The following is a 23,025-nucleotide window of genomic DNA, read 5'->3' as shown; positions in this document are numbered from 1 at the left end:
GGGTCACTCCTCTGGGTTGGTGGCGGGGAGCCGGGGACAGGACACCCCGAGTTGACGGGCGAGGAAGACCAGGTCGCGGGTGCGCAGGGCGTCCGCTCGTCCGCTGAGGGTGGTGTCGAAGCCGGTGACCCCGCTCTTCATCGCGACCGTGGCGTTGACCAGGCCGAGCCCGCGCTGGGTCCGCAGCCGCACCCGAAGTGAGGCGCGGCGGGCGCGCACGGTGGCGTCGGCGAGCACTGCCCGCACCTGCACCGGGCTGGCGTCGGCCTTCTCGACCAGGGTGACGGCGGTGTGCCCGGCACGCAGCAACTGGTCCAGCTCGGCGAGGGTGGCATCCTCGCCGCCGGGCCGGAAGGCGTCGGCGATCATCGGGCCGGGCGTTGCCCGCACCGTGAAGCCGGCCATCGCCAGAGTGTTCGCGCGCAGGCGGGAGAGCCGGCCCCCGATCGCGATGTCGATGCGCTCCGGCAGCGGGTCGGCGAGTTGGCTCCACACGCTGGAGTGGAACAGCAACGGGGCGCCGACCCGGGGGGTGCTCGCGGCGAGCACCTCGCCGACGAAGATGGTGTGGTCGCCGCCGGGGTAGGCGTGCACGACCCGGCAGTCCAACCAGGCGGTCGCGTTGGCCAGGACCGGGCAGCCGGTCTCGGCGTACGCCCAGTCCAACCCGGCGAAGCGGTCGGTGATCTCGGGGCGCATGCCGGCGAAGCGCTGGCCGATGCCGGCCTGGCCCTTGCCGAGGAAGCTGATCGCGAAGGCGCCGGCCCGCTCCACCAGGGCGTGGCTGGGAAGGTGGACGCCCAGGCAGACGGAGACCAGCGGCGGGTTGAGGCTGACCGAGGAGAACGAGCTCGCCGTCATGCCGTGCGGCCGGCCGTCGACGACAGTGGTCACGACACCGACGCCACTGGGCCACTGGGCGAGGGCCGAGCGGAACGTGATGCTGTCGACCGACACTGGCAGGCTCTCCGTTTCGCATCAGGAAACGCCGTTACCAGAAACGTAACGAGGGGTGGTGTCCCGTGTCAACCGCCGTTTGGTCCGGGTGGCCGGCGACACCCGGGACACGCTGTTTCGCTGGGCGGAATCGAGCGACCTACACTGCTCGGGAGACCGGACAAAAACGAACAGCGCTGTGGAGGACCACCCATGACCAATCGGACATCCGCGGTGACGGCGTCGGCCGTCGCGGAGGACGGCGACGGCCAGTCCCGCTCGATCGCGGCGGTCGAGCGGGCGATGGACGTGCTGCTCTACTTCGGGCGCAGCGGACGACCGGACCTGGGCGTCACCGAGATCGCGACCGCGCTGGGCCTGACCAAGGCCGCCGTGCACCGCATCCTCACGGCGTTGCGCAGCCGGGATCTGATCATCGTCGACCCGAGCACCCGTCGCTACGCACTGGGCCACGCGGCCGTCACGCTCGGCCGGGCCTACCTGGCCCGCACCGACCTGCGCGCGATGGCCGGTCCGGAGCTGCGCGCGCTGGCGGCCCAGACGGGCGAGACCGCCACGCTGTCGCTGCGCCGGGGCGACACCCGGCTGTACGTCGACCAGGTGGTGCCCGAGCACGAGCTGCGGCTGGACGTCAACATCGGCATCCCGTACCCGCTGCACGCCGGCAGTTCGTCGAAGGCGTTCCTGGCCTTCGTCGCCGAGGACGAGTTCGACGCCTACCTGGAGCGGCACCGGCTCGTCGAGGTCACCGACCGCACCATCACCGACCCTGCGAAGCTGCGCAAGGAGATGGCGGCCATCCGCAAGCGCGGCTATGCCACCTCGCGCGGCGAACGCCAGCCCGGCGCGACGTCGATCGCGGCACCGGTCTACGACCACGACGGGCACGTGGTGGCGGTCGTCAGCGTGGCCGGGCCGGTGGGGCGGTTCAAGCCGGACTCGCCCGAGCTGGCGAAGGCGCTACTGGAGGCGACCGGCCGGATCTCCGCTCAGCTCGGTTACAGCGGCACCTGACCGACCTGCCCGGGTCACAGCGCCGCGAGCGGCTTCAGCACGCCGAGCGCCGCGGCGGCCAGCACGCTGCCCCAGATGCCCCACACGTAGGGCAGGCAGCCGTCGATCGCCCGCCGCAGCGTGCGCTCCACCTCCGGCGTGGAGCCGGTCGTCATCAGGGTGCCGAAGGCCGGTCCGAACGGGCGCAGGGTGAGCCGGATGCCCAGTCCGCAGGCGATCGCGACGCTGTAGAGCAGGATCTTGCCGCCCAGCCACCTCGGGTTGGTGTCCACGCCGAACGGTGCGGCGGCGAAGAGCGTGTAGAGCGCGGTCCCGGCCAGGCCGGCGATCAGCACGATCCGGACCGTCCAGTCCGCCCGGCGTACCCACCGGTGGTGGCCCGGGCGGTGGTGGTCGGAGATCGTGGCGGCCAGCCACGCCGCCGCGAACACCCAGACCAGTGCGACGATCGGCCAGCCGAACGGGTTGATTCCGAAGACCCGCGCGCCGTGCGGGTCCAGCGCCATCAGCGTGACGCCGCTGGGCAGGAAGAGCACCAGGCAGATCTTGGGCCCCAGGTCGAGCCCGCCCATGATCTTCAGCGCGGTGGCCCGGGCGGCCGGAGTGAGGTCGGGCTTGAGGACGAACCGGCTCGACCAGAAGACCCCGAGATCTCCGCCCAGCCAGAAGACGAAGAGCACGATGTGCAGCAGAATCCACCAGCCGTGCGGGTGCGGTCCCATGAAGCCTCCTTGACGTCTCGATCATTAATGGAAACACTGTATTCGCAGTCGAAACAATGGCCGCATCGCCGGGGCGTTGTCGAGCGGGAGGGCCCGAAGCCGTTGAGGTCGTACCTGTACGTGCCCGGGGACGCGCCCGACAAGCTGGCCAAGGCGGCCCGGCGCGGCGCGGACGCGGTGATCGTCGATCTGGAGGACGCGGTGCCGCAGGCCGGCAAGGACGCCGCCCGCTCGGCGGTCGCCGCCTTCCTGCGCTCCGCACCACCCGGGGTCGCCTGGTGGGTGCGGATCAACCCGGGCCGGTTGGGCCACGTCGACGCGGCGACCGTTGTGGGGCCGGGGCTCGCCGGGCTCTGTGTGGCGAAGGCCGAGTCCGCCGCCGAACTGGTCGCCCTGGACGAGGTTCTCGGTGCGGCCGAGTCGGCGGCCGGGTCGCCGGTGGGCGCGACCCCCGTGGTGCCGCTGCTGGAGTCGGCGGCGGCCGTGGCCGCGGTCCTCGACATCGCCCGCTCACCCCGGGTACGGCGGCTGCAACTCGGCGAGGCGGACCTGCGCGCCGACCTCGGTGTCACGCTCGGGCCGGACGAGCGGGAACTGCTCTTCGTCCGCTCACAGGTGGTGCTGGCCAGCGCGGCGGTCGGCATCGAGCCTCCGGTGGGGCCGGTCAGCACCGACTTCCGGGACCTGGTCGCGCTGCGCGAGTCGACGATGGCGCTGCGGCGGCTCGGCTTCGTCGGCCGGGCCTGTATCCACCCGGCGCAGGTCGCGGTGGTGAACGAGGTGTTCACCCCCGCACCCGACGAGGTGGCGACGGCGGCGGACCTGGTGGCCCGCTTCGACGCGGCGGTCCGCGACGGCGTGGGAGTCTGCCTCGACGCACAGGGCCGGCTGGTGGACGAGGCGGTGGTCCGCTCCGCCCGGCGCCTGCTCGCCCTGGCCGTGTAGACGCCCGCCCGAAACCCGGGCATCTGCCGAGCACGCGCGGCTGCGGCGGTGGGCACGGCTGCCCCGAGCCGCTCTCAGCGAGCCGCGGCGGTCAGCGCGAGTAGCGCCGACGGCGTCACCCCGGCACCGGTGGCGCCGAGCACGGCGTCGCGCAGCGCGGCGATCTGCGCCGGTGGAACCGCCCGCTCGGCGTTGAGCTGGAACTTCGTCGCCAGATCGGCCGCGCTCAATGGATGCTGCGGCCCGCCGCGCGATGAGTCGACCCGGTGCTCCATGAGGGCACCGCCGCGGGTCCGCACCCGCAGCACCGCCGCGAACGCCCGCGGGAACAGCTCCGACGCCCGGGGGTCGGCCACGCACCGGACCCGGGCCGCCAGCGCCAGCCGGTCGGCCGGCAGCTCGCCGGCGAAGTCGTCGAGCGACAACCCCAGACCGCCACCGCCGAGCAGCGCCGCCGCGACCGTGTACGGGCCGGAGAACTTCGCGTGGTACGCGCTGCGCGGGCGGGTCTTCTCGGCAGTGGGTTCGGCGATGGTACGCAGCACCGGGGCGGCCACCCCCAGCTCGATCTCGGCGACGTCGGCCGGGTCGAGCCCGCCGGCCCGCAGCGCCAGGGCGCAGTCGACGCCGGGGTGGGTGAAGTGGTTCGACGGGTACGGCTTGTAGACCGTGCGCAGCACCTCCCACTCGGTGCCCAGCCCGCGCAGCAGCGCGTCGGCGGTGAAGTCGCCGGTGTGCGCGGTGAAGAAACCGAACCGTCCCTCCAGCACGGTCGGTGGCCCGGTCAGCCCGTCGGCCGCCAGCACCGCCGCACTCACCCCGGCGTGGGCGGCCCAGCCGCAGTGGGCCTGCTTGACCGAGCCGCCGGTGCGGTTGGCCTCCAGGATGCCGGCGCCCATGCTCGCGGCGATCCCGATGGCGTGGCCGATGCCCACGTCGTCCAGGCCGTAGAGCAGGCCGGCCGCGACGGCAGCGCCGATCGTGCCGCAGATCGAGGTGGCGTGCTGGCCCCGCTCGAAGAAGACGTTGGCCCCTGTTGCGGGCAGGTAGCCGGCCATGCCGAGCCGGTTGGTGATCTCGATCCCGGCGGCCACCGCCGCGACCAGGGCCGCGCCGCCGGCGGCCGCACCGGTCTCGACCGCCTCCGCGGCGGCGAGCGCGGCCGGCACGACGCTGGCGCTCGGGTGCAGCACCGAGGGCAGGTGCGTGTCGTCGAAGTCCAGCGAGTGGGCCAGTACCCCGTTGACCAGAGCAGCGGCCGGGGCGGGCAGCCGATCGCCGGAGCCGATGACGGTGGCCTCGCCGATGCCGCCCCAGCGCCGCACGGACCGCAGCGCGGCCGCCGCCGCGTCGGCCCCCGGGTCGGCGTGCGCTGCCAGGGCCAGCCCCAGGATGTCCAGCACCCGGCCGGGGATGTCGGCGCGGACGGCTTCCGGTACTCCGTGGTCACGGCAGTCGACCGCGAAGCGCGCCAGCCGGGCGCTGAGCGTGGGCTCGTCGCCCGGCGCGGCCGTCGTCCCGGCCGTACCTCCGCCCGCCGTCACGGCAGAACCGCCAGCGGGCGGACCGGGGCGCCGGTGGCTCCGACGATGGGCAGCGGGTTGAGCACGAACAGGAACTCCCGGACCCCGGTGTCGAGCAGCGCGGCCAGGTTCATCGTCTCCACGATGTTGATCCCGTGCTCCACCAGCAGGATCCGGTGCACCGGCAGGGTGGCGTGCCCGCGTCCGGGGGCGAGGTGCTCGAAGGCGATCGTCTCGCCACCGACCACCCTGGGCGCGCGCTCGGCGAGCCAGCGCGCGGCGGCCACCCCGGGGCCGGGTACGCCGTCGGCGAGCCCGACGAACGCTGCTCCGTCGCCCCACCGCCGCGACCAGCCGGTGCCGATCAGGACCGCGTCGCCCGGTGCGATCCGGGTGTTCCCGGCGGCCCGCTCCAGGTCGTCCGGAGTGATCTCGTAACCCGCCGGCAGCACGGCGGTGGAGTGCACGGCGGCGACGTCGAGCAGCACGGCCCGTCCGACGTACGGGTCGAACGTCTCGATGCCCAGCTCCGCGAAGCCTTTGTGGGACTGCGCTGCCGCGGCCGGCCGGCCGGAGTGCACGAGTCCGTCCTGCGAGACGTGGGCCAGCGCGTCGACGTGGGTACCGACGTGCCCGCCGGTGATGATGACCTCGTTGGCGGCGCTGCCGCCGTCGGCGCGCACCAGGTCGCCGTGGCGGCGCTCGATCACCATCCGGAACGGCGGGTGGTTCGGTGACTGGGGCATTCCCTGGCGCATCGGCTGGGCCAGGTCGATGACCCGGGCCCCGGCCAGCGCCGGCCACAGCGCGGTGACGCCGGGGTCGACGTCGGGTTGCGGTGCACCGGGCACGGGACCTCCACTTGGACCGACCGAGGGTTGGGACGTCAATCTAGCCGCCCTTTCTCAGTAATGGAAACTCTGTCACGTCCTGCGAAACGCAGCCGGTGAAGGGGTGTGCGGTGGCGCGTTACGACCTGCTGGTCAAGGGCGGCGTGCTGGTACTGCCGTACGTGGGAACGAGGTGCCCACGGCGGTCGGCGAGCATGGGGTGTGACGCGGCGGTGGTCGTGGCCGCGTCGCACCCCGTGGCCGTCACATCCCGTCGCCGGACCAGGGGCCGCGTGAACGGGACCGCACCGGCAGGGTGGAGATGACCGGCGCCTCGTCGTGCTCGTGGTAGTTGGTCGCCGTGCCGCCCCACTTGACCCACTCATCGGTGGTGTACCAGTTGACCAGCTCGCCGTCCGACCGGATGATCCAGTCGATGTCGGTCTCGGCGACGAAGTGGCCGTGCTTCACCCCGGCCGGCCGGAAGCAGTAGGTGCCCTCGTCGATGTCGCCGAAGTTGTACGCCATCTTCCCGCCGAGCGTGTAGAACTCCTCGTAGCAGGGGTGGTGGGCCAGTCGGTGGTCGCTCCAGCCCTTGTGGGCCCGGATCAGGCGGGTGTAGAAGTTGGTCACCGGGTCGCGGTGCAGCAGCTTGATGTAGAGCGGGGTGAGCGGTCCGACCGTCGGGGCGGCGGTCCACTCCATGTCGTTGGAATCGACCACCGTCACCTCGCCGACAGCGTTCTCCCACCGCGCCGAGGCCGGACTCCACTGTGCCTTTTCGACGTCGAAACCGCAGTCGCCGTACTCGCGCCAGTGCAGCACCGACGAACCCTCGCGGATCTTGATCCAGTCCATCGGCACGCCGCGGGGCACCTGAAGATAGCCGCCCGGGCCGATCTCCTGACCGCCGTAGATCAGCGAGCCGGACCGCACGAAGAACTCGGTGTCGGCGTGCGGCACGCCCGGCCCGCGCCCCCAGTCGCTGTCGAACCGCAACGCCAGCGAGGACGATCCGTCCTCCTCGTCGGTGGAGAGCCGGCGTTCGTGGACCCGGCCCTCACCGTGCGGCAGCTCCCCGACGTGCCAGATGTAGTCATTCTCGTGAATCAGTTCGACGTGCGCTCGCACCCGCAGCTCCTCACTTCGCGTTTCAGGCCGCCCGGCAGCCGGCGATGGTGAGATCGGCGCCGTCCGAGACCGGCATGGCTGCAATGGAAACACTGTTTCCACGGGCACGGCAAGCCCAACGTCCCGCAATGTTCCCCCTAGCGAAACGGCGTATCCATCGCATACGCTGCGTCGAATGAACGGTGCCGAGCTGTCCACCACCCCCAGCGGTACCGCGCGCGGCGGCAGGCTCGATGCCGACTACGCCGGTGCCGGGTTCGCCCGCCGGCTCGGCTGGGGCACCCGGCCCGGGCTCGTGCTGGTCGACCCCGTCGCCGCGTACGCCGTACCCTCGTCGCCGCTGTTCCTGGCCACCGCGGAGGCCGCGCTGGCCGCGCTGGCCGCGCTGGTGGCGGCCGCCCGCGCCGCCCGGGTTCCGGTGGCTTTCACCGCGGTGCGGTACGCCGACGAGTCCTGCGCCGAAGCACCCCTGTTCGCCACGAAGGTGCCGGCACTGACCGCGTTCGCCGCCGGCAACCCACTCGGCGACTTCCCGACCCAGGTCACGCCTGCCCCGGGCGATCACATCGTGTACAAGCACTACGCCAGCGCCTTCGCCGGAACCGCCCTGGCCGCCTGGCTCACCGCGGCCGGCGTCGACACGGTGGTGCTCGGCGGCTTCTCCACCAGCGGCTGCGTCCGCGCGTCGGCGGTGGACGCCCTGCAACACGGGTTCCGCCCGATGGTGGTGCGCGAGGCGTGCGCCGACCGCGATCCCGGCCCGCACGAGGCCAACCTCTTCGACCTCGACGCCAAGTATGCCGACGTGGTGCCGCTGGCCGACGCGGTCGCCCGGCTGGCCGGCCACTGACCGGACCCGTTCTCCCGACTTGAGTGGGCAGGAGCAGTCATGCGTAAGGCAGTCATCACCGGCAGCACCAGGGGGATCGGCTTCGCGCTCGCCCGCGAGCTGCTCTCGCGGGGCCACTCCGTCGTCGTCTCGGGGCGCTCGCGGCCGGCCGTGGACGACGCCGTCGCACGGCTGCGCCCACAGGCCCTCACGGCAGCGACGGTCCACGGGTTCGCCGTGGACGTCACCGACGCCGAGCAGGTCGAGCGGATGTGGAACGCCGCGGTCGACGCGCTGGGCGGCGTCGACCTGTGGATCAACAACGCCGGTGTCGCCAACACCACCCGGCCGATCGTCGACACCGCGCCGGAGGACGTCCGGACGATGGTCACCACGAACATGCTCGGCACCGTGTACGGGTCGCAGGTCGCCGTCCGCGGCATGCTCACCGCCGGCGGCGGCCAGGTCTTCAACATGCTCGGCGGGGGCAGCGACGGCCGGATCCGCCCCGGCATGGGGGTCTACGCGGCCACCAAACGCGGTCTGGACTCCTTCACCCGGGCACTGGCCAAGGAGGTCACCGGCACCGGCGTGCGGATCGGCCAGATCCGCCCCGGCATCCTCATCACCGAGGGGTGGCTGCGCGAGGCCGCCGCCGCGCCGGAGCAGGTGGCGCGGCAGCGCAGGTGGCTGAACATCCTGTGCGACCACGTCGACGACGTCGCGCCGTACCTGGTCGAACGGATGCTGACCAGCACCAGGAACGGCGACGCGATCGCGTGGCTCACCACCGGCCGGATGACCCGCAAGGTCCTCATCCCCGGCAAGCGGGACGTGCTCGCCCGCTACGGACTCTGACCGGGGCCGTCATGCGCGTCAAAGACTCAGGGAGGGATGGCACCGGGGTGAAGGGTGTGCAGCTCAACATGGCCGCCGGGATCCGCGAGTTCGGCCGGGCCACGCCGGGCCGGGTCGCGGTCGTCGACGGCGACCACGCCGTGACGTTCGGCGCGCTCGACGAGCGCTCCAACCGGCTCGCGTCCGCGACGCTCGCGCACGGCATCGCCCCCGGTGAGCGGATCGCGGTGCTGAGCAACAACCGCTACGAGTACTTCGAGATATCGGCGGCGATGGCCAAGGCCGGCATCCCGACCGTGCCGCTGAACACGAAGAACAACAGCTCGGACAACGCGTACATCCTCGCCCACTCCCGGGCGAGGGGGATCGTCCTGGCCGACGAGCTGGCCGGCAACGTCGACGGCCTGCTCGACGACCTGCCGCTCGTGCTCAGCTTCGCCGGCGAGGTCGGCCAGCGGTACGAGACGTTCCTGGGACAGGGCCGCGCGGTCGATCCGCAGGTCCCCGTCGACGAACTCGACCCGTTCTGCATCACCTACACCTCCGGCACGACCGGGCGGCCCAAGGGCGTCCTGCTGACCCATCGGGGACGGGTCCTCACCGCGTTCGGAGTCGGGCTGGACTACGGGCTCGGCCCCAACCGCAGCACGATCGCCGTCGCACCGATGTACCACGGCGCGGGGTTCGCGTTCGCCTACACCGCCCCGATGCTCGGCGGCTCGTGCAGCGTGCTGCCGACCTGGGATCCGGAGCGGTTGTTGGACCTGATGGTCTCCAGTCGCGCCTCCACGGTGTTCCTGGTGCCCACGCACGCCCAGCACCTCCGCCGGTTCTGCGAGGAGCCGGCCGCCCGGTACGACCTGTCGGCGCTGCGGACGCTCTACTTCAACGCCGCCGCGTTGCCGGTCGCGCTGAAGGAGTGGGTGATCGCCGCGTTCCCCGGCGTCGACGTGCACGAGCTGTACGGCTCGACCGAGTGCTCCATCGTCACCAACCTGCGCCCCGAGTTCGCCCTGGAACGGGCCGGCAGTGTCGGGCATCCCTGGTTCTGGAACGAGATCCGGCTCACCGACGACGACGGCAACGAAGTGGGGCCGGGTGAGCCCGGCGAGCTGTTCGCCCGCTCGCCGCTGCTGCTGGCCGGCTACCTCGACGACGAGGAGGCCACCCGGGCCGGATACGACGCCGACGGGTTCTTCTCCGTCGGCGACGTGGCCGTGCGCGATGAGCAGGGCTTCGTCACCATCGTCGACCGGAAGAACGACATGATCATCGCGGGCGGGGTCAACATCTTTCCGCGCGAGATCGAGGAGGTCATCGCCCGCCACCAGCCGGTCGACGAGGTCGCCGTCATCGGCGTGCCCGACGAGGTGTACGGCGAGCGCATCGCCGCGTTCGTGGTGGCCCGCCCGGGGACGCGGATCGACGTCGGAGCCCTGGAAGGCCACGTCCGGCAGCACGTGGCCCGCTACAAGGTGCCCCGCGAGTGGCACGTCGTCGACGCGTTGCCGCGCAACCCGAGCGGCAAGATCCTCAAGCGGACGATCCGCGACGGGTACCTCGCACGTTCTGAGGAGATTGGCTGATGGGGCTCAAGCAAGGCTGGACCGGGCGGTTCTTCGAGGACTTCGAGATCGGAGACGTCTACCAGCATCCGCTGGGACGCACCGTCACGGAGACCGACAACACCTGGTTCACGCTGCTGACCATGAACACCAACGAGATGCACTTCAACGCCGCGTACGCCGCGCGGTCGGAGTTCGGCAAGCCGCTCGTGGTGTCGACACTCACGGTGGCCATCGCGGTCGGGCAGAGCGTCACCGACCTGACCCAGAACGCGTTCGCGAACCTCGGCTGGGACGAGATCCGGATGACCCACCCGGTGTTCGCCGGTGACACGCTCTACAGCGAGTCGCTCGTGCTGGAGAAGCGCGAATCCGCGTCCCGCCCGCATGCCGGCATCGTCACGGTGCGCACCCGCACGCTCAACCAGCACGGCGACGAGGTCTGCTCCTTCAAGCGCACGTTCTACGTGTACCGCCGCGGCGCCGAACAGCTGGAAAACCTCTTCCCGGTGGGGAAGTCCCCACTCTCCCTCGACGGCGACAGCAAGGAAACGGCATGAGGCTCACGTACCAGCCGTGGGGGGAGACGCTCGCGGAGCTGGCCGACGCCGGGCGCCGGGCGGAACGCGCGGGCGCCGAGGTGCTGTGGGCCTCGGAGCTGCACCGGAGCGCGACCGGCACCGCCGCGGCCCTGGCCGCGGCGACGTCGACCGCACGGATCGGCACCTCGATCGTCCTGGCGTTCACCCGCAGCCCGATGATCACCGCGCTGGAGGCGCTCGACCTGGACGAGCTGTCCGGTGGCCGGTTCGTTCTCGGCCTCGGCTCCGGGGTGCGCCGGCTCAACGAGCAATGGCACAACGTGCCGTTCGGCAAGCCGGTCGGTCATCTGCGCGAGACGGTCCACAACATCCGGCTGTTCTGGGACGCCTGCACCACCGGCGCCGAGATCCGTGCCGACGGCGAGTTCGAGCCGATGCACATCCGCGGTTACGAGCGGCCGTACGCCGTTCCGGAGCGGCCGATCCCGGTGTACCTGGCCGCGATGGGCCCGCTGATGACCCGGCTGGCCGGCGAGATCGGCGACGGCTGGATCAGCCACGAGCTGTGCTCACCGGGGTACCTGCGGGAGCACATCCTGCCCGACCTCACGCTCGGCATCGACCGCGCGGACGGCAAGACGCGCCACGACGTCGACGTTGTCGTCTCCGCGTGCTGCTCGGTGGCCGCCGACCCCGCGCTCGCCCGCCGCCGCGCCGCCGGGGTGGTCGGCTTCTACGCCACGGTCCGCACCTACGCCGACTTCTTCGCGTTCCACGGCCTCGCCGAGGACCAGCAGGCCGTCATCGACGGGTTCCGGGCCGGTGCCGGCGCGGACCACCTCGCGGGCAGCGTCAGCGACCGGATGGTCGACGCGCTCACCATGGCCGGCACCCGCGACGACGTCGCCGCCCGGATCGCGGCCTATGACGGCATCGCCGACACCGTGAAGCTGAGCCCGCCGACCCACGGGCTGCCGGCCGTCGAGATCCGCGCGGCCCAGGACGAGATCATCGCACTGATCGGTGAGCTGACGGGAGCGACCACGTGAGACCGCTGGAGGACCTGCGCATCATCGCGGTCGAGCAGTACGGCGCCGGACCGTTCGGCAGCGTGCACCTGGCCGACCTCGGCGCCCAGGTCATCAAGATCGAGGACCCGCGGGCCGGCGGCGACGTCGGCCGATACGTGCCGCCGTACGCCGAGGACGAGGACTCGCTCTTCTTCGAGACGTTCAACCGCAACAAGCGCAGCATCTCTCTCGACCTGGGTACCGCCGCCGGGCGCGGCGTCTTCGAACAGCTCGTCGCGGTCTCCGACGTCGTGTACTCCAACCTGCGCGGGGACGTGCCGGAGAAGCTGCGCATCCGGTACGACGACCTCAAGCACCTCAACCCGCGCATCGTGTGCGTGTCGCTGACCGGGTTCGGGATGACCGGGCCGCGCAAGCAGGAACCCGGCTACGACTACGTGTTGCAGGGTCTCGCCGGCTGGATGGAGCTGACCGGTGAGCCCGATGGACCGCCCACCAAGTCCGGACTGTCACTGGTGGACTACTCGGGAGGCTTCGTGGCCGCGATCTCGCTGCTGGCCGGGGTGCACGCCGCCCGCCGCGACGGCGTCGGGATGGACTGCGACGTCAGCCTCTACGACACCGCGGTGTCGATGCTGACCTATCCCGCGACGTGGCACCTGAACACCGGGTTCCAGCCGGTCCGCACACACCACTCGGCCCACCCGTCGCTCGTGCCGTTCCAGGCGTTCGAGGCCAAGGACGGCTGGATGGTCGTCGGCTGCGCGAAGGAGAAGTTCTGGGCCCGGCTGTGCCAGATCGTCGGCCACCCGGAGTGGGCCGAGGCCGGCTCGCCGTACGCGACCTTCGCCGGCCGGCGGGAGCACAGCGCCGACCTGGTGCCCCGGTTGGAGGCGATCTTCCGGCAGAAGACCGTCGACGACTGGCTCACGCAGCTCTACGCCGGGTCGATCCCGTGCGGCCCGATCAACGACGTCGGCGCGGCCCTGGTGGACGAGCACACCGCCGCCCGGAACCTCGTGGTCACCACCGACCACCCCCGCTACGGCGAGGTACGGCAACTCGCGTCCCCGGTGCGGGTCGGTGACGAGACGCCCACCTACCGCCGGGCACCGCAGCGCAACGAGGACCTCGCACTCGTCACCGGGGAGATCCTGGGCCTGGACGAGTCTCAGGTGGTGGCGCTGCGGGCGGCCGGCGCGTTCGGCGATGCCGAGCCGGCACCCGGCGCGAACACCCCCGACACCCCTGACCGCCTCGACACCACCGCCACCTCACGATGATCGCCGAGGAGCTTGCCGAGTGGGGCACGGGCCACGTCGACATGCCGGCTACGGTCCGGGCCGCAGCGCTGCGGCACCTGCTCGACGGGGTCGGCACGGCGCTGGGTGGACTGCGCGCCAGCCCGATGCCGGGGGAGCCCGGTGGGCCGTCGCCGATACCGGCCGTCGTCGTCGCCCGGGGACTCGGCGGCCCGCCGGAGGCGACGATCATCGGGTCGCAGGGCCGGGTCGGTGCGCCGGCCGCCGCGCTCGCCAACGGCACCCTCGTGCACGCACTGGACTTCGACGACACCCACGCCGGCGGCCTCGTGCACGCCACAGCCGTGGTGCTGCCGGCCGCGTTCGCCGTCGGCGAGCAGGTCGGCGCGCCCGGCCGGGCCGTGCTCGAGGCCGCCGTGGTCGGCTACGAGACCGTGTGCCGGGTCGCCGCCGCCGCGTCGCACGGCTTCCACGCCCGCGGGCTGCACGCCACGATGGTGGCCGGCGTGTTCTCCTCGGCGATCGTCGCGTCCCGGCTGCTCGGCCTCGACGCCGCGCGGACGACCGACGCGCTCGGCATCGCCGGCAGCCAGGCCGGCGGGCTCCTGGCGTTCCTGCACAGTGGCGCCTCGACGAAGCAGCTGCACCCGGGATTCGCCGGGCACGCCGGTATCCTCGCCGCCCGGCTGGCCGCGGCCGGGGCCGGCGGCCCGGCGAACGTCCTCGACGGCCCGCACGGTGTCTACGACGCACTGGCCGCCGGCGCGGTCGACCTCGCGTCCATCACCGCCGAGCTCGGCACACGCTGGGAGACCACCCGGATCGGCATCAAGCCGTACCCGGCGTGCCAACTCTCCCACGCCGCGATCGACGCGGTCCGCGACGCGGTGCGCCGCGGCGGCGTCCGTTCCGTCGACGTCGCCGCGATCGACGTCGACGTGCACCCCGACTCGGTGCCCACGGTCTGCGACACCCGGCGGGACCTGGCGCGACCGGCGTCGCCGTACGCGGCGAAGTTCTCGCTGCCGTGGAGCATCGCCGCCGCCGTCGTCGACGGTGACCTGACCACCGCAACGTACGAGCCGGACTCGCTCGGCCGACCCGAGGTGGAACGCGTTGCCCGGCTGGTGCGTTGGCACGTTGCCCCCACCGGCGGCCCCGCAGCCGACGCGCCCGGCACCGCCCGCATCACGCTCGTCGACGGCTCGGCCGTCCCCGGCAGCGTGCCACGCAGCGCGGGCGGCCCGGACAACCCGCTGACCGACCAGCAACTCGTCGCGAAGTTCCACGGCAACGCCGGTGGCGACACCGCAGACGTCGTCGACCTGCTGTCCCGTCTCGACGAGCTGGACACCATCGAACCGCTCATGGCGGCGCTGGCAGCCGCCGGTACCGACAGGGACCGCCCGTGACACCACACGCCATCGAACCGCCCTCCTTCCGTTGGTTCCCGTACGACGGCTTCACGTTCTGCCTCGGCCTCGCCGAGGGCGACGCGGCCTGGACCTCCGGCCACACCTCCGCCGCGTTCGACGAGGCCGTCGGCAGGATGACGGTCACCGGGGACATGGCGGCGCAGGCGCGCACCGCGTACGAGAAGGTGCTGACGATCCTGGCGGCCGCCGGGTTCGGGCCGCAGGACGTCACCCGGGTCACCGAGAACGTGACGGTCGCCGGACTCGCCGAGTACGAGGCGGCCGCGGCGGTCCGGCGGGAGGTCTTCGGCGACCACGAGCCCGTGCTACGGACGGTCGTCGTCGAGCGGCTCGTGCGGCGTACCGCGCTGCTGGAGGTCGAGCTGCACGCGGTCCGCGGCGGCGGCGAGGTGCTGGCCGCCAGCGAGCCCCGGCCGGCCGGCACCTGGCAGGCCTCCACCGTGCGGACCGGTCACGACGGCGCGGTGTACCTACCCACGATGCTCCCGGTCGACGCCACCGGCGCCGTGGTCCACCCGGGGGACTTCGCCGCGCAGTACGCCTACTGCCTGGACCGGGCGGGCGACCTGCTCACGGCGGTCGGGCTGTCCCTCGACGCGGTCGTCACGACCTACGACTACTCGACGCCGGAGACCCGCGACGTGTACCGCCGGACGCACCGCGTGCGGCGGGAACGCCTCGGCGGCGCCGGCGTGTACCCGGGCGCGGGCGGCATCCTGATGAGCCGGCTGCACCACCCGGACGCGCTCGTCGCGATCGACGTCACAGCCTCCCGGCACCGGTTGGAACTGGTCAACCCGGGCTGGTCCCGCTACGACACGCTCACCTACGCCCCCGGGGTCCGGGCCGGCCGGACGCTGTACATGTCCGGTTTCGCCGCGCTGGACATGCAGACGCAGCAGGCCCTGCACCCCGACGACATCGTGGCGCAGGCCGAGGCGACGTACGGCGCGATCCTGCACCTGCTGCGCCACGCCGGCCTCGGACCGGAGCACCTACTGGAGACGGTCGAGTACTGCGTCGAGTCCGCGCTGCCGGCGTACCGGGGCGTGGCCGGCGTGCGGGAACGACTGCTCAGCCCGCCCTGGCCGGCGTCGACCGGGGCGATCTGCAAGGCCCTGCTGCGCCCCGAGTTCCTGCTCGAGGTGTTCCCGACGGCGGTGTATCCGCACATCAGCGGAGCGGAGGAGACGGCGTGAGCCTGCTGACCGACGAACTGCGCGCGCTGCTGGGCACGAGGAAGGTGTACACCGCGCCGGAACCGCTCGGCGCCGCTGCCGGCCGGTACTTCGGCCTGGCCATCGGTGACGACAACCCGCTGTATTCGGACCCCGAGTTCGCCCGTGCGCAGGGCCTGCCGGGCGTGACCGCTCCGCCGACGCTCATCTGCGAGACCAACCAGTACGCGAACCTCCCGATGAACAGCGACGGCTACGCCGGACACTCCTGGCACCTCGATGTCCCCGGCACCCGCCAGGTCCGCGGCGGCAACAGCTACACCTTCCACCGCCGGGTACGCCCCGACGACGTCATCATCGCGACCTGGGAGATCCACGACCTGACCGAGAAGCAGACCCGCACCGGCGCGGACATGCTCGTGGTCTCCTCGCGCGCGACGTACACCAACCAGGACGGCGAGCTGCTCGCCGTCAACGAGGAGACGATCATCCTGGTCAGCCTGGACGGTGCCGCATGACATCGAGGGTGCCACCGAACGTCGGGGATGCGCTGCCCGCGCTGGAGCGCACCATCACGCTCACCGACATGGTCGCCTACGCCGGCGCCACCTGGGACTGGTACCGCCTGCACTTCGACCCCGAGTTCGTGGCCGCCGCGCGGGTCCCCGGCCCGGTCGTGGACGGGCAGGTGTTCGGGGCGCTCTTCGTCGAGCTGCTCCAGGACGCGCTCGGCCCGCGCTGCTTCGTGCACGAGCTGTCGTTCACGTTCCGCAACCTCATGTTCGCCGGCGAGACGGTCCGGTGCGAGGCGACCGTGGTCGAGGTCGGTTCCGACCGCGTCCGGGTCGACCTCTCCGCCACTATCCTGGCCGGCGAGTACGGCCCACAGCGGCCCGCAGCCCGCCCCGCCCACGCGACGGTCCTGCTCGGCACGGCCGACGGGCCTGGCGCGCGGTGAGCGGCGTCGCGATCGTCGGCGCGGCCGAGTGCGACCTCGGCAGCACCGGAAAGTCCACGCTCACGCTGCAGACCCAGGCCGTCACCCGGGCGCTCGCCGACGCCGGGCTGACCCTCAGCGACGTCGACGGACTGGCCACCACGGGGGTGTCCCGCTTCTCCACCACACAGCTCGCCGAATATCTCGGGCTGTGGCCCCGCTGGGTCGACTCGACGTTCGTCGGCGGGTCGGCCGCCGAGATGATGGTCGCCCGTGCCACCCAGGCGATCGAAGCCGGCCAGGTGTCCACGGTTGTCATCAGCTTCGCGTCGAACCAACGCTCCGCACGTTCGCGCAGCCTCGGCGGAGTCGCCGAGGAGCACATCCCGGAGGCCCAGTTCGAGACGCCGTACGGCCCCCTGTACCCGCTGTCGTACTACGCGATGGCGGCACAACAGTACTTCCACCGGTACGGCGGGACGCGGGAGAAGCTCGCCGAGATCGCGGTCGCCGCCAGGGCGTGGGCGCTGCTCAACCCGGTCGCGTTCCGCTACGGCGCCGGGCCGCTGACCGTGGACGACGTGCTCGCCGCGCCGATGGTCTCCAGCCCGCTGACCGTCGCCGACTGCTGCCTGGTGACCGACGGTGGCGGGGCGGTCGTGCTCACCACGCTCGACCGGGCCCGCGACCTGCGGCACCCGCCGGTACGGGTTCTCGGGTACGGCGAACGGTCGACGAACACGTCGATGACCGCGGTCGAGGATCTGACGGCCACCGGCGCGCGCGAGTCCGGCCGGGAGGCGTTCGCCCGGGCCGGCATCACTCCGGCTGACGTGGACGTGCTGGAGGTGTACGACTCCTTCACCATCACCGCCGCGCTCAGCATCGAGGCGCTGGGCTTCTGCGGGCCGGGGGAGGTGCTCGACTACATCTCCGACGGCCGGATCCGTCCCGGCGGTGAGCTGGCGTTGAACACCTCCGGCGGCGGCCTGTCGTACTGCCATCCCGGTCAGTACGGGGTGCTGCTGCTGGTGGAGGCGGTCCGCCAACTGCGCGGCGAGGCGGGAGCCCGGCAGGTGCCCGACGCCCGGGTGGCCGTGGCGCACGGGACCGGCGGGATCCTGTCCACGCACGCGACGGTCGTGCTGGGGGTGCGGTGATGCACGTGCCGCCACCCGACGACGTGACGGCCGGCTGGTGGGACGCCACCCGGGAGCACCGCTACACGCTGCAGACCTGCCGGTCATGCGGGCACGTCCAGCATCCGCCGCGTGCGCTGTGCACCGCCTGCTCGTCGATGGTGGATCTCGGGTTCGTCGAGGCGTCCGGCCACGGCGTCGTGGACACGTTCACCGTGGTGCACCGGGCACCCGTGCCGGAGGCTGCCGTGCCGTACACGATCGCCCGGGTCCGGCTCGCCGAGGGACCATTCGTGCTGTCCACCCTCGAAGGGCAGGACTGGCGGATCGGCGACCCGGTCCGTGTCGGTTGGCTCGACCTCGACGACGGCCGGGCGCTGCCGGTCTTCCACCGCTGACGGAGGCTACCCATGGACTTCACGCTCACCGAGGAGCAGCAGGACTTCCGCGCCCTGCTCCGCACGTTCGTCGACCGGGAGATCATCCCGGTCGCGCGGGACTGGGAGCAAACCGGGCGGTACCCGACGGAGATCGTGCGGGGGATGGCCGAGATGGGGCTGTTCGGCATCACCGTGCCGGAACAGTACGGCGGCCTCGACCTCGACCCGGTCTCGTTCGCGCTGGTGTTCGAGGAACTCGCCCGCGGCTGGATGGGTATCGCCGGCATCCTCGGCAGCCACTCCCTGGCCTGCCGGATGATCGCCGTACACGGCACCGAGGAGCAGAAGCAGGCCTACCTGCCCGACCTCGCCACCGGTGCCCGGCGGACCGGCATCGGCCTCACCGAGCCGGACGCCGGCACCGACCTGCAGGGCATCCGCACCACCGCCCGCCTCGACGGCGACCACTACATCGTCAACGGCACCAAAATGTGGATCACCAACGCGCGGTACGCCGACCCGCTGCCGGTGCTGGTCAAGACCGACCCGCACGCCACGCCCGCGCACACCGGCATGAGCGTGCTGCTCGTCGACGCGACGCTGGACGGCTTCCAGGTCCTGCGGGACATCCCGAAGCTCGGCTACAAGGGCACCGAGTCCTGCGAGATCCTCCTCGACAACGTGCGGGTACCGAAGGACCGGTTGCTCGGTGGCGTCGAGGGCGTCGGCCTCAAGCAGGCGTTGTCCGCCCTGGAGTGGGGCCGGGTCAACATCGCCGCGCGGTCGGTCGGCATCGCGCAGCGGGCCCACGACGAGGCGCTGGCCTACGCCCAGCAGCGCAAGGCGTTCGGCAAGCACATCGCCGAGTTCCAGGCGATCCAGCTCAAGCTCGCCACCATCGCGATCCAGCTCCAGGCCGCCCGCCTGATGGCGTACTGGGCGGCCGACGCGGTCCGGCGCGGTCGCGCCGACGGGCAGACCGGGATGGCAAAGGTGTTCTGCTCGGAGGTGGCCCTCGAGGCCGCGATCGACGCGATGAAGGTGCACGGCGGCTACGGCTACTCCACCGAGTTCGAGGTCGAGCGCCTCTACCGGGACTCGATCCTGATGAGCATCGGCGAGGGCACGAACGACATCCTGCGGACCGTCGTCGCGAAGGCGCTCGTACGCGGCGAGGTGACCGTCTGATCCGCCGGTGATCCTCACTGGGCGTCCCGGACAGACCCGGGAAAGCCGCGGAGGAACCCGACGGGAGTGGACCAGGCGCGGCCGAGCAGCCACACATCGTCGGTCTTGATCGGCATCCCGGCGGGCGCGCCAAACCGGACAGACTCTCCGGCGTCCAGGTCGGGCTCAGGTGGGAAAACCGCCTGCCCGGAGCAGAGCGCCGGGGAGTTGCTTGCCGAGTCTCCGCTCCAGCCAGGCGACGGCCGAGGTGAGCTCCTCCAGATTCAGGCCGGTGGGCCGCCCCAAGCGGTCGAAGAGGTAGACGAGATCCTCGGTGGCGACGTTCCCGGTCGCCGCCGGCGCGAACGGGCAACCGCCCGTCCCGCCGATGCTGGCGTCGAGGGTGGTGACGCCCGCTTGGACTGCCGCGACCGCGTTGGCGACGCCGGTGTGTCGGGTGTCGTGCAGGTGCAGCCGCAGCGGTGTCCAGGATTGCGTGATCTCCCGGGCGAGCGTCAGCCGTTCGGTGACGTCGGAGGGTACGGCCACTCCGATGGTGTCGGCGAGGGCCAGTTCGTCCGGCCCTGCATCCCGCACCCGGGTGAGTACCTCCCGCAGCCGGTTCGGCGGGACCTCGCCTTCGAACGGGCATCCGAACGAGGCACCCACGGTCACCGTCGTGAACACCCCTGCCTCGCGAGCCGCCTGCACCAGTACTGCGGCCGTGTCGCAGGCTTGGGCGGTGGTCATGCCCTGGTTGCGACCGCAGAAGGTGTCCGTGGCGACGACGACGACGTTGATCTCGTCGACGCCCGCGGCCAGAGCTCGGTCCAGGCCGCGGCGGTTCATCACCAGGCCCGCGTATCGGACGCCGTCGTGGCGGGGGAGCGCGGCCATCAACTCGTCCGCGTCCGCCATCTGCGGAACCCGGGCGGGGTTGACGAAGCTGGTCACCTCCACCCGCCGGGCTCCCGCTCGTACCGCCCGGTCGACGAGCTCGACCTTGTCGGCGGTGGTCAGTAGCATCGCCTCGTTCTGCAGGCCGTCGCGGGGCGAGACCTCGACGATGTCGACCATGACTGTCATCGTTCCTCCGACAGGTACGCGACGGCCCTAGCCTCGCTGATCACCTCGGCGTACTTGGCTTGCAGGTCGTACAGGCTCGCCTCGTGCGGGCCGGTGGCGCGGTCCGCCACCGCGTCGGAAACCACCAGCGGGACGAGACCGTGCTGGATCGCGTCCACCGCCGTGGCACGGACACAACCGCTCGTGCTCACGCCGACCAGCACGACGGTGTCGATGCGCTCGGCCCGCAGGGTGGAGGCCAGCGACGTGCCGAAGAAGGCGCTGGCGTACTGCTTGACCAGCACCAGTTCATCCTCGGCGGGGCAGACCTGCGGCATCAGCTCACCCATCGCGCCACCGCCGGAGAAGAGCTGCCGAAGGGCGGTGACCTTCCGGACGAACAGGCCTCCGTCGACACCGCCGGGCCCGTACGCGACGCGGGTGTGCAGCACGGGAAGCCGGTGGTCGCGGGCTGCGGCGATGACCCGGCCTGCCGACCGCAGACAGTCCGCGGACGGCAGGCACAGCGGACTGGCCGGGTCGAAGTAAGCCCGCATAAAATCGATGACCAGCACTGCGGGGCGGGCGCCGGGCAGGAGCGCGCCCCCGAACCCGTCGTCGCTGCTGTCCGGCACGGGGTTCATCGGGCGACAGGCGGCCGAGGGGCGGGAAGACCGGTCTCCTCCAGGCACCGGTCCAGGATGGTTTCCATCGGCGGTCCCATGTCGAAGGTGGGCAGCGGGTCCGGACGTCCGTGGCGCAGCTCGGCCCGTACCTCCTCGGTGGCCGCGACGTCGACGGTGCCGGCCTCGTCGCAGACAACGCCGAAGCGGCGGGCCCCCGTGGGGCTGACCAGGCCCCGGCGGACCTCGAGGCCGACGAGTTCCGGGTCGCGGGCGAGCGGGTCGCCCCACCCGCCGCCACCCCAGGTGACGAAATGCAGCACGTCCCCGGGAGCTACTGGCACGTCGTGCACCTTGCTGCCCAGGATCTCGGTGCCGCCGTCGGCGCGTTCGAGCCACTTGCGGCCACGCGCACCGGGCTCGCCACCGTTGACCCCCCACGGATAGGTGAGCCAGCGGTCGTCGTGAATCGCGATCGTGCCGGCCTCCAGGAACCGGTAGGCCACGTCGACGCCGTTCCCGCCGCGATGGAGCCCGGCGCCACCGGTGTCCGCGATGGTCTCCCAGCGTTCGATCCGCAGCGGGTAGTAGGACTCCAGGTACTCGCACGGGATGTTGACGAACGACGGCCACAGCGAGTGGCCGTCCGGGCCGTCACCCACCGGCCGGCCGGGAATCCCGCCGAATCCGATCGAGTACAGCTGGAACCACTCGCCCTCGCGCTCACCCGGCCCGTAGCTGCCCGAATACATGAAATGCGGTGATGACGAGAAGCCGGCGGCGTTGAGCAGCCCGGGGTTCGTCTGACCGAGCAGGCCACCGAACAGGTCGAAGACGCGACCGATGCCGTGGTTACGCGCGTTGAGGGCAGCGGGGTACTTGGGCTTCCAGAACGAATCGTCGGGGATCGTGACGTCGACCAGCGGGTAGAAGCCGTCGTTCCAGAGGATCTGCGGGTCGGCGACGGTGATCATGTAGATGCCGAAGAACATCCGGACGAGGTTCTCGTTGATGTAGTAGTTGATCGGACCCTGCGCCTGCGGGCTGCTGCCGGTGAAGTCCAGCAGCACCTTGTCACCGGTACGGGTCAGGCTGAGCTTGAGCTCGTAGGGGCCGTAGCCGAGGCCGTCGTCGCAGATGTAGTCGGTGAAGGACAGCGTCTCGCCCTCCTTGAAGACCGCCCCGAGCAGTACCTTCATCGCCCGGTAGTTGCGGTCCAGGAGCTGGTCGAGCGCGGAGTTGTAGGTGTCCACCCCGAACCGGGCGCACATCTCCTGGACCCGCCGGGAAGCGGTCCGGCACGCCGCGACGATGCCGTTGAGGTCGGCGCGGTTCCAGTCGGGCTTCCGCACCTGGTTGAGGATGATCCGCAGGGCGTCCTCGGCGAGCACGCCCTTGCGGTACAACTTGAAGGGCGGGATCACCACGCCCTCCTCGAAGATGGTGCGGGCATCGGTCGGCATCGACGCCGGTGTCTTGCCGCCGACGTCGGACATGTGCCCGAACATCGCCGCCCAGCCCACGATGCGGCCCTCGAAGAAGATGGGCAGCACCACGAGCCAGTCGTTCGCGTGGCTGATCGCCGCACCGCAGGAGTAGGGGTCCGACGTCAGCAGGACGTCGCCCTCCTCGATGTCGCCGTCGAAGTTCTCCAGGAAGTCGGGGATGGACAGCCCGAACTGTCCCACCATCATTTTGCCGTCGGGGTTGGCGATCAGCGGAAACTCGTCGTGCTGTTCACGGATCCCCGGCGACAGCGCGGTACGGAAGAGCACCTCGTCCATCTCGTAGCGGGCGTTGCGCAGTCCGTTCTCGATCAGGTCGATGGTGACCAGGTCGACATCCACGGAACGAAGCGGTCCGGTAGCGGTCTCGATGAGGCGTGCCATGG

23 protein-coding genes are annotated in these 23,025 nt (G+C 71.7%); 15 read left to right on the top strand and 8 right to left on the bottom strand.

Annotation, left to right across the window (positions count from 1 at the left end; all coding sequences use genetic code 11):
- Nucleotides 1-3: 3 nt before the first annotated feature.
- Nucleotides 4-957, bottom strand: coding sequence for a flavin reductase (locus LQ51_RS31320; protein WP_052744918.1), 954 nt, complete (start codon nt 955-957; stop codon nt 4-6).
- Nucleotides 958-1,149: 192 nt separating this feature from the next.
- On the opposite strand from LQ51_RS31320, the gene LQ51_RS16525 reads away from it, so the two are divergent.
- Nucleotides 1,150-1,971, top strand: a complete 822-nt coding sequence (locus tag LQ51_RS16525; RefSeq protein ID WP_046566754.1) for an IclR family transcriptional regulator — start codon at nt 1,150-1,152, stop codon at nt 1,969-1,971.
- A gap of 14 nt (nt 1,972-1,985) precedes the next feature.
- Here LQ51_RS16525 and LQ51_RS16520 read toward each other — a convergent pair whose 3' ends face one another.
- Nucleotides 1,986-2,693, bottom strand: a complete 708-nt coding sequence (locus tag LQ51_RS16520; protein WP_046566752.1) for a hypothetical protein — start codon at nt 2,691-2,693, stop codon at nt 1,986-1,988.
- 102 nt (nt 2,694-2,795) lie between these two features.
- Here LQ51_RS16520 and LQ51_RS16515 point away from each other — a divergent pair, with 102 nt between their 5' ends.
- Entirely contained in the window at nt 2,796-3,638 is an 843-nt protein-coding gene (locus LQ51_RS16515; RefSeq protein WP_046566750.1) for an HpcH/HpaI aldolase/citrate lyase family protein, read from the top strand.
- A gap of 74 nt (nt 3,639-3,712) precedes the next feature.
- Here the strand turns inward: LQ51_RS16515 and LQ51_RS16510 are convergent, their stop codons facing one another.
- From LQ51_RS16510 to LQ51_RS16500, 3 genes are all read right to left on the bottom strand, one after another.
- Entirely contained in the window at nt 3,713-5,182 is a 1,470-nt protein-coding gene (locus tag LQ51_RS16510) for an MmgE/PrpD family protein (protein ID WP_052744917.1), read from the bottom strand.
- On the bottom strand, nt 5,179-6,012 hold the full coding sequence (locus tag LQ51_RS16505; protein WP_231605767.1) for a cyclase family protein: 834 nt from the start codon (nt 6,010-6,012) through the stop codon (nt 5,179-5,181). Before LQ51_RS16505 ends, LQ51_RS16510 begins: the two co-directional genes overlap by 4 nt.
- A gap of 243 nt (nt 6,013-6,255) precedes the next feature.
- Nucleotides 6,256-7,122, bottom strand: a complete 867-nt coding sequence (locus tag LQ51_RS16500) for a DUF4437 domain-containing protein (RefSeq protein ID WP_046566748.1) — start codon at nt 7,120-7,122, stop codon at nt 6,256-6,258.
- 175 nt (nt 7,123-7,297) lie between these two features.
- Between LQ51_RS16500 and LQ51_RS16495 the strand changes: the two genes are divergently transcribed.
- The 13 genes from LQ51_RS16495 to LQ51_RS16435 are packed head-to-tail and all read left to right on the top strand — an operon-like array spanning nt 7,298 to nt 19,467.
- Nucleotides 7,298-7,972, top strand: a complete 675-nt coding sequence (locus tag LQ51_RS16495; protein WP_082159467.1) for an isochorismatase family protein — start codon at nt 7,298-7,300, stop codon at nt 7,970-7,972.
- Between the two features lie 39 nt (nt 7,973-8,011).
- Nucleotides 8,012-8,809, top strand: coding sequence for an SDR family oxidoreductase (locus tag LQ51_RS16490; protein ID WP_046566746.1), 798 nt, complete (start codon nt 8,012-8,014; stop codon nt 8,807-8,809).
- Nucleotides 8,810-8,856: 47 nt separating this feature from the next.
- Complete coding sequence (locus LQ51_RS16485; RefSeq protein WP_231605766.1) at nt 8,857-10,395, top strand: class I adenylate-forming enzyme family protein; 1,539 nt, start codon at nt 8,857-8,859, stop codon at nt 10,393-10,395.
- Entirely contained in the window at nt 10,395-10,934 is a 540-nt protein-coding gene (locus LQ51_RS16480; RefSeq protein ID WP_046566743.1) for a MaoC family dehydratase, read from the top strand. The genes LQ51_RS16485 and LQ51_RS16480 overlap by 1 nt, the downstream gene beginning before the upstream one ends.
- Nucleotides 10,931-11,965 (top strand): LLM class flavin-dependent oxidoreductase, encoded by a 1,035-nt coding sequence (locus tag LQ51_RS16475; protein WP_046566741.1) that lies wholly within the window; start codon nt 10,931-10,933, stop codon nt 11,963-11,965. Before LQ51_RS16480 ends, LQ51_RS16475 begins: the two co-directional genes overlap by 4 nt.
- Nucleotides 11,962-13,230: a CaiB/BaiF CoA transferase family protein gene (locus LQ51_RS16470; RefSeq protein ID WP_046566740.1), complete on the top strand. Its 1,269-nt coding sequence runs from the start codon at nt 11,962-11,964 to the stop codon at nt 13,228-13,230. The genes LQ51_RS16475 and LQ51_RS16470 overlap by 4 nt, the downstream gene beginning before the upstream one ends.
- A complete protein-coding gene (locus tag LQ51_RS16465; protein ID WP_046566738.1) occupies nt 13,227-14,621 on the top strand; it encodes an MmgE/PrpD family protein in 1,395 nt (464 codons plus the stop codon). The genes LQ51_RS16470 and LQ51_RS16465 overlap by 4 nt, the downstream gene beginning before the upstream one ends.
- Entirely contained in the window at nt 14,618-15,844 is a 1,227-nt protein-coding gene (locus tag LQ51_RS16460; RefSeq protein WP_052744916.1) for a RidA family protein, read from the top strand. The genes LQ51_RS16465 and LQ51_RS16460 overlap by 4 nt, the downstream gene beginning before the upstream one ends.
- Nucleotides 15,841-16,341: an FAS1-like dehydratase domain-containing protein gene (locus LQ51_RS16455; protein ID WP_046566736.1), complete on the top strand. Its 501-nt coding sequence runs from the start codon at nt 15,841-15,843 to the stop codon at nt 16,339-16,341. Before LQ51_RS16460 ends, LQ51_RS16455 begins: the two co-directional genes overlap by 4 nt.
- Nucleotides 16,338-16,781 (top strand): MaoC family dehydratase, encoded by a 444-nt coding sequence (locus LQ51_RS16450; RefSeq protein ID WP_046566734.1) that lies wholly within the window; start codon nt 16,338-16,340, stop codon nt 16,779-16,781. Before LQ51_RS16455 ends, LQ51_RS16450 begins: the two co-directional genes overlap by 4 nt.
- Complete coding sequence (locus LQ51_RS16445; RefSeq protein WP_046566732.1) at nt 16,778-17,920, top strand: acetyl-CoA acetyltransferase; 1,143 nt, start codon at nt 16,778-16,780, stop codon at nt 17,918-17,920. Before LQ51_RS16450 ends, LQ51_RS16445 begins: the two co-directional genes overlap by 4 nt.
- Nucleotides 17,920-18,297, top strand: a complete 378-nt coding sequence (locus LQ51_RS16440) for a Zn-ribbon domain-containing OB-fold protein (RefSeq protein ID WP_046566731.1) — start codon at nt 17,920-17,922, stop codon at nt 18,295-18,297. The genes LQ51_RS16445 and LQ51_RS16440 overlap by 1 nt, the downstream gene beginning before the upstream one ends.
- 12 nt (nt 18,298-18,309) lie before the next feature.
- On the top strand, nt 18,310-19,467 hold the full coding sequence (locus LQ51_RS16435) for an acyl-CoA dehydrogenase family protein (protein ID WP_046566729.1): 1,158 nt from the start codon (nt 18,310-18,312) through the stop codon (nt 19,465-19,467).
- Nucleotides 19,468-19,632: 165 nt separating this feature from the next.
- Here the strand turns inward: LQ51_RS16435 and LQ51_RS16430 are convergent, their stop codons facing one another.
- The 3 genes from LQ51_RS16430 to LQ51_RS16420 are packed head-to-tail and all read right to left on the bottom strand — an operon-like array spanning nt 19,633 to nt 23,023.
- Nucleotides 19,633-20,532 carry a hydroxymethylglutaryl-CoA lyase gene (locus tag LQ51_RS16430; RefSeq protein WP_046566727.1) on the bottom strand — a complete coding sequence of 300 codons (900 nt, stop codon included), beginning with the start codon at nt 20,530-20,532 and terminating at the stop codon, nt 19,633-19,635.
- Nucleotides 20,529-21,155 carry an isochorismatase family protein gene (locus LQ51_RS16425; RefSeq protein WP_046566726.1) on the bottom strand — a complete coding sequence of 209 codons (627 nt, stop codon included), beginning with the start codon at nt 21,153-21,155 and terminating at the stop codon, nt 20,529-20,531. Before LQ51_RS16425 ends, LQ51_RS16430 begins: the two co-directional genes overlap by 4 nt.
- On the bottom strand, nt 21,152-23,023 hold the full coding sequence (locus LQ51_RS16420) for a hydantoinase B/oxoprolinase family protein (protein ID WP_046566724.1): 1,872 nt from the start codon (nt 23,021-23,023) through the stop codon (nt 21,152-21,154). The genes LQ51_RS16425 and LQ51_RS16420 overlap by 4 nt, the downstream gene beginning before the upstream one ends.
- Between the last annotated feature and the right edge of the window lie 2 nt (nt 23,024-23,025).

The sequence above is a fragment of the Micromonospora sp. HK10 genome (assembly GCF_000982955.1).
Classification (GTDB): Bacteria; Actinomycetota; Actinomycetes; order Mycobacteriales; family Micromonosporaceae; genus Micromonospora.
This window is presented reverse-complemented; position numbering and strand designations above follow the sequence as displayed.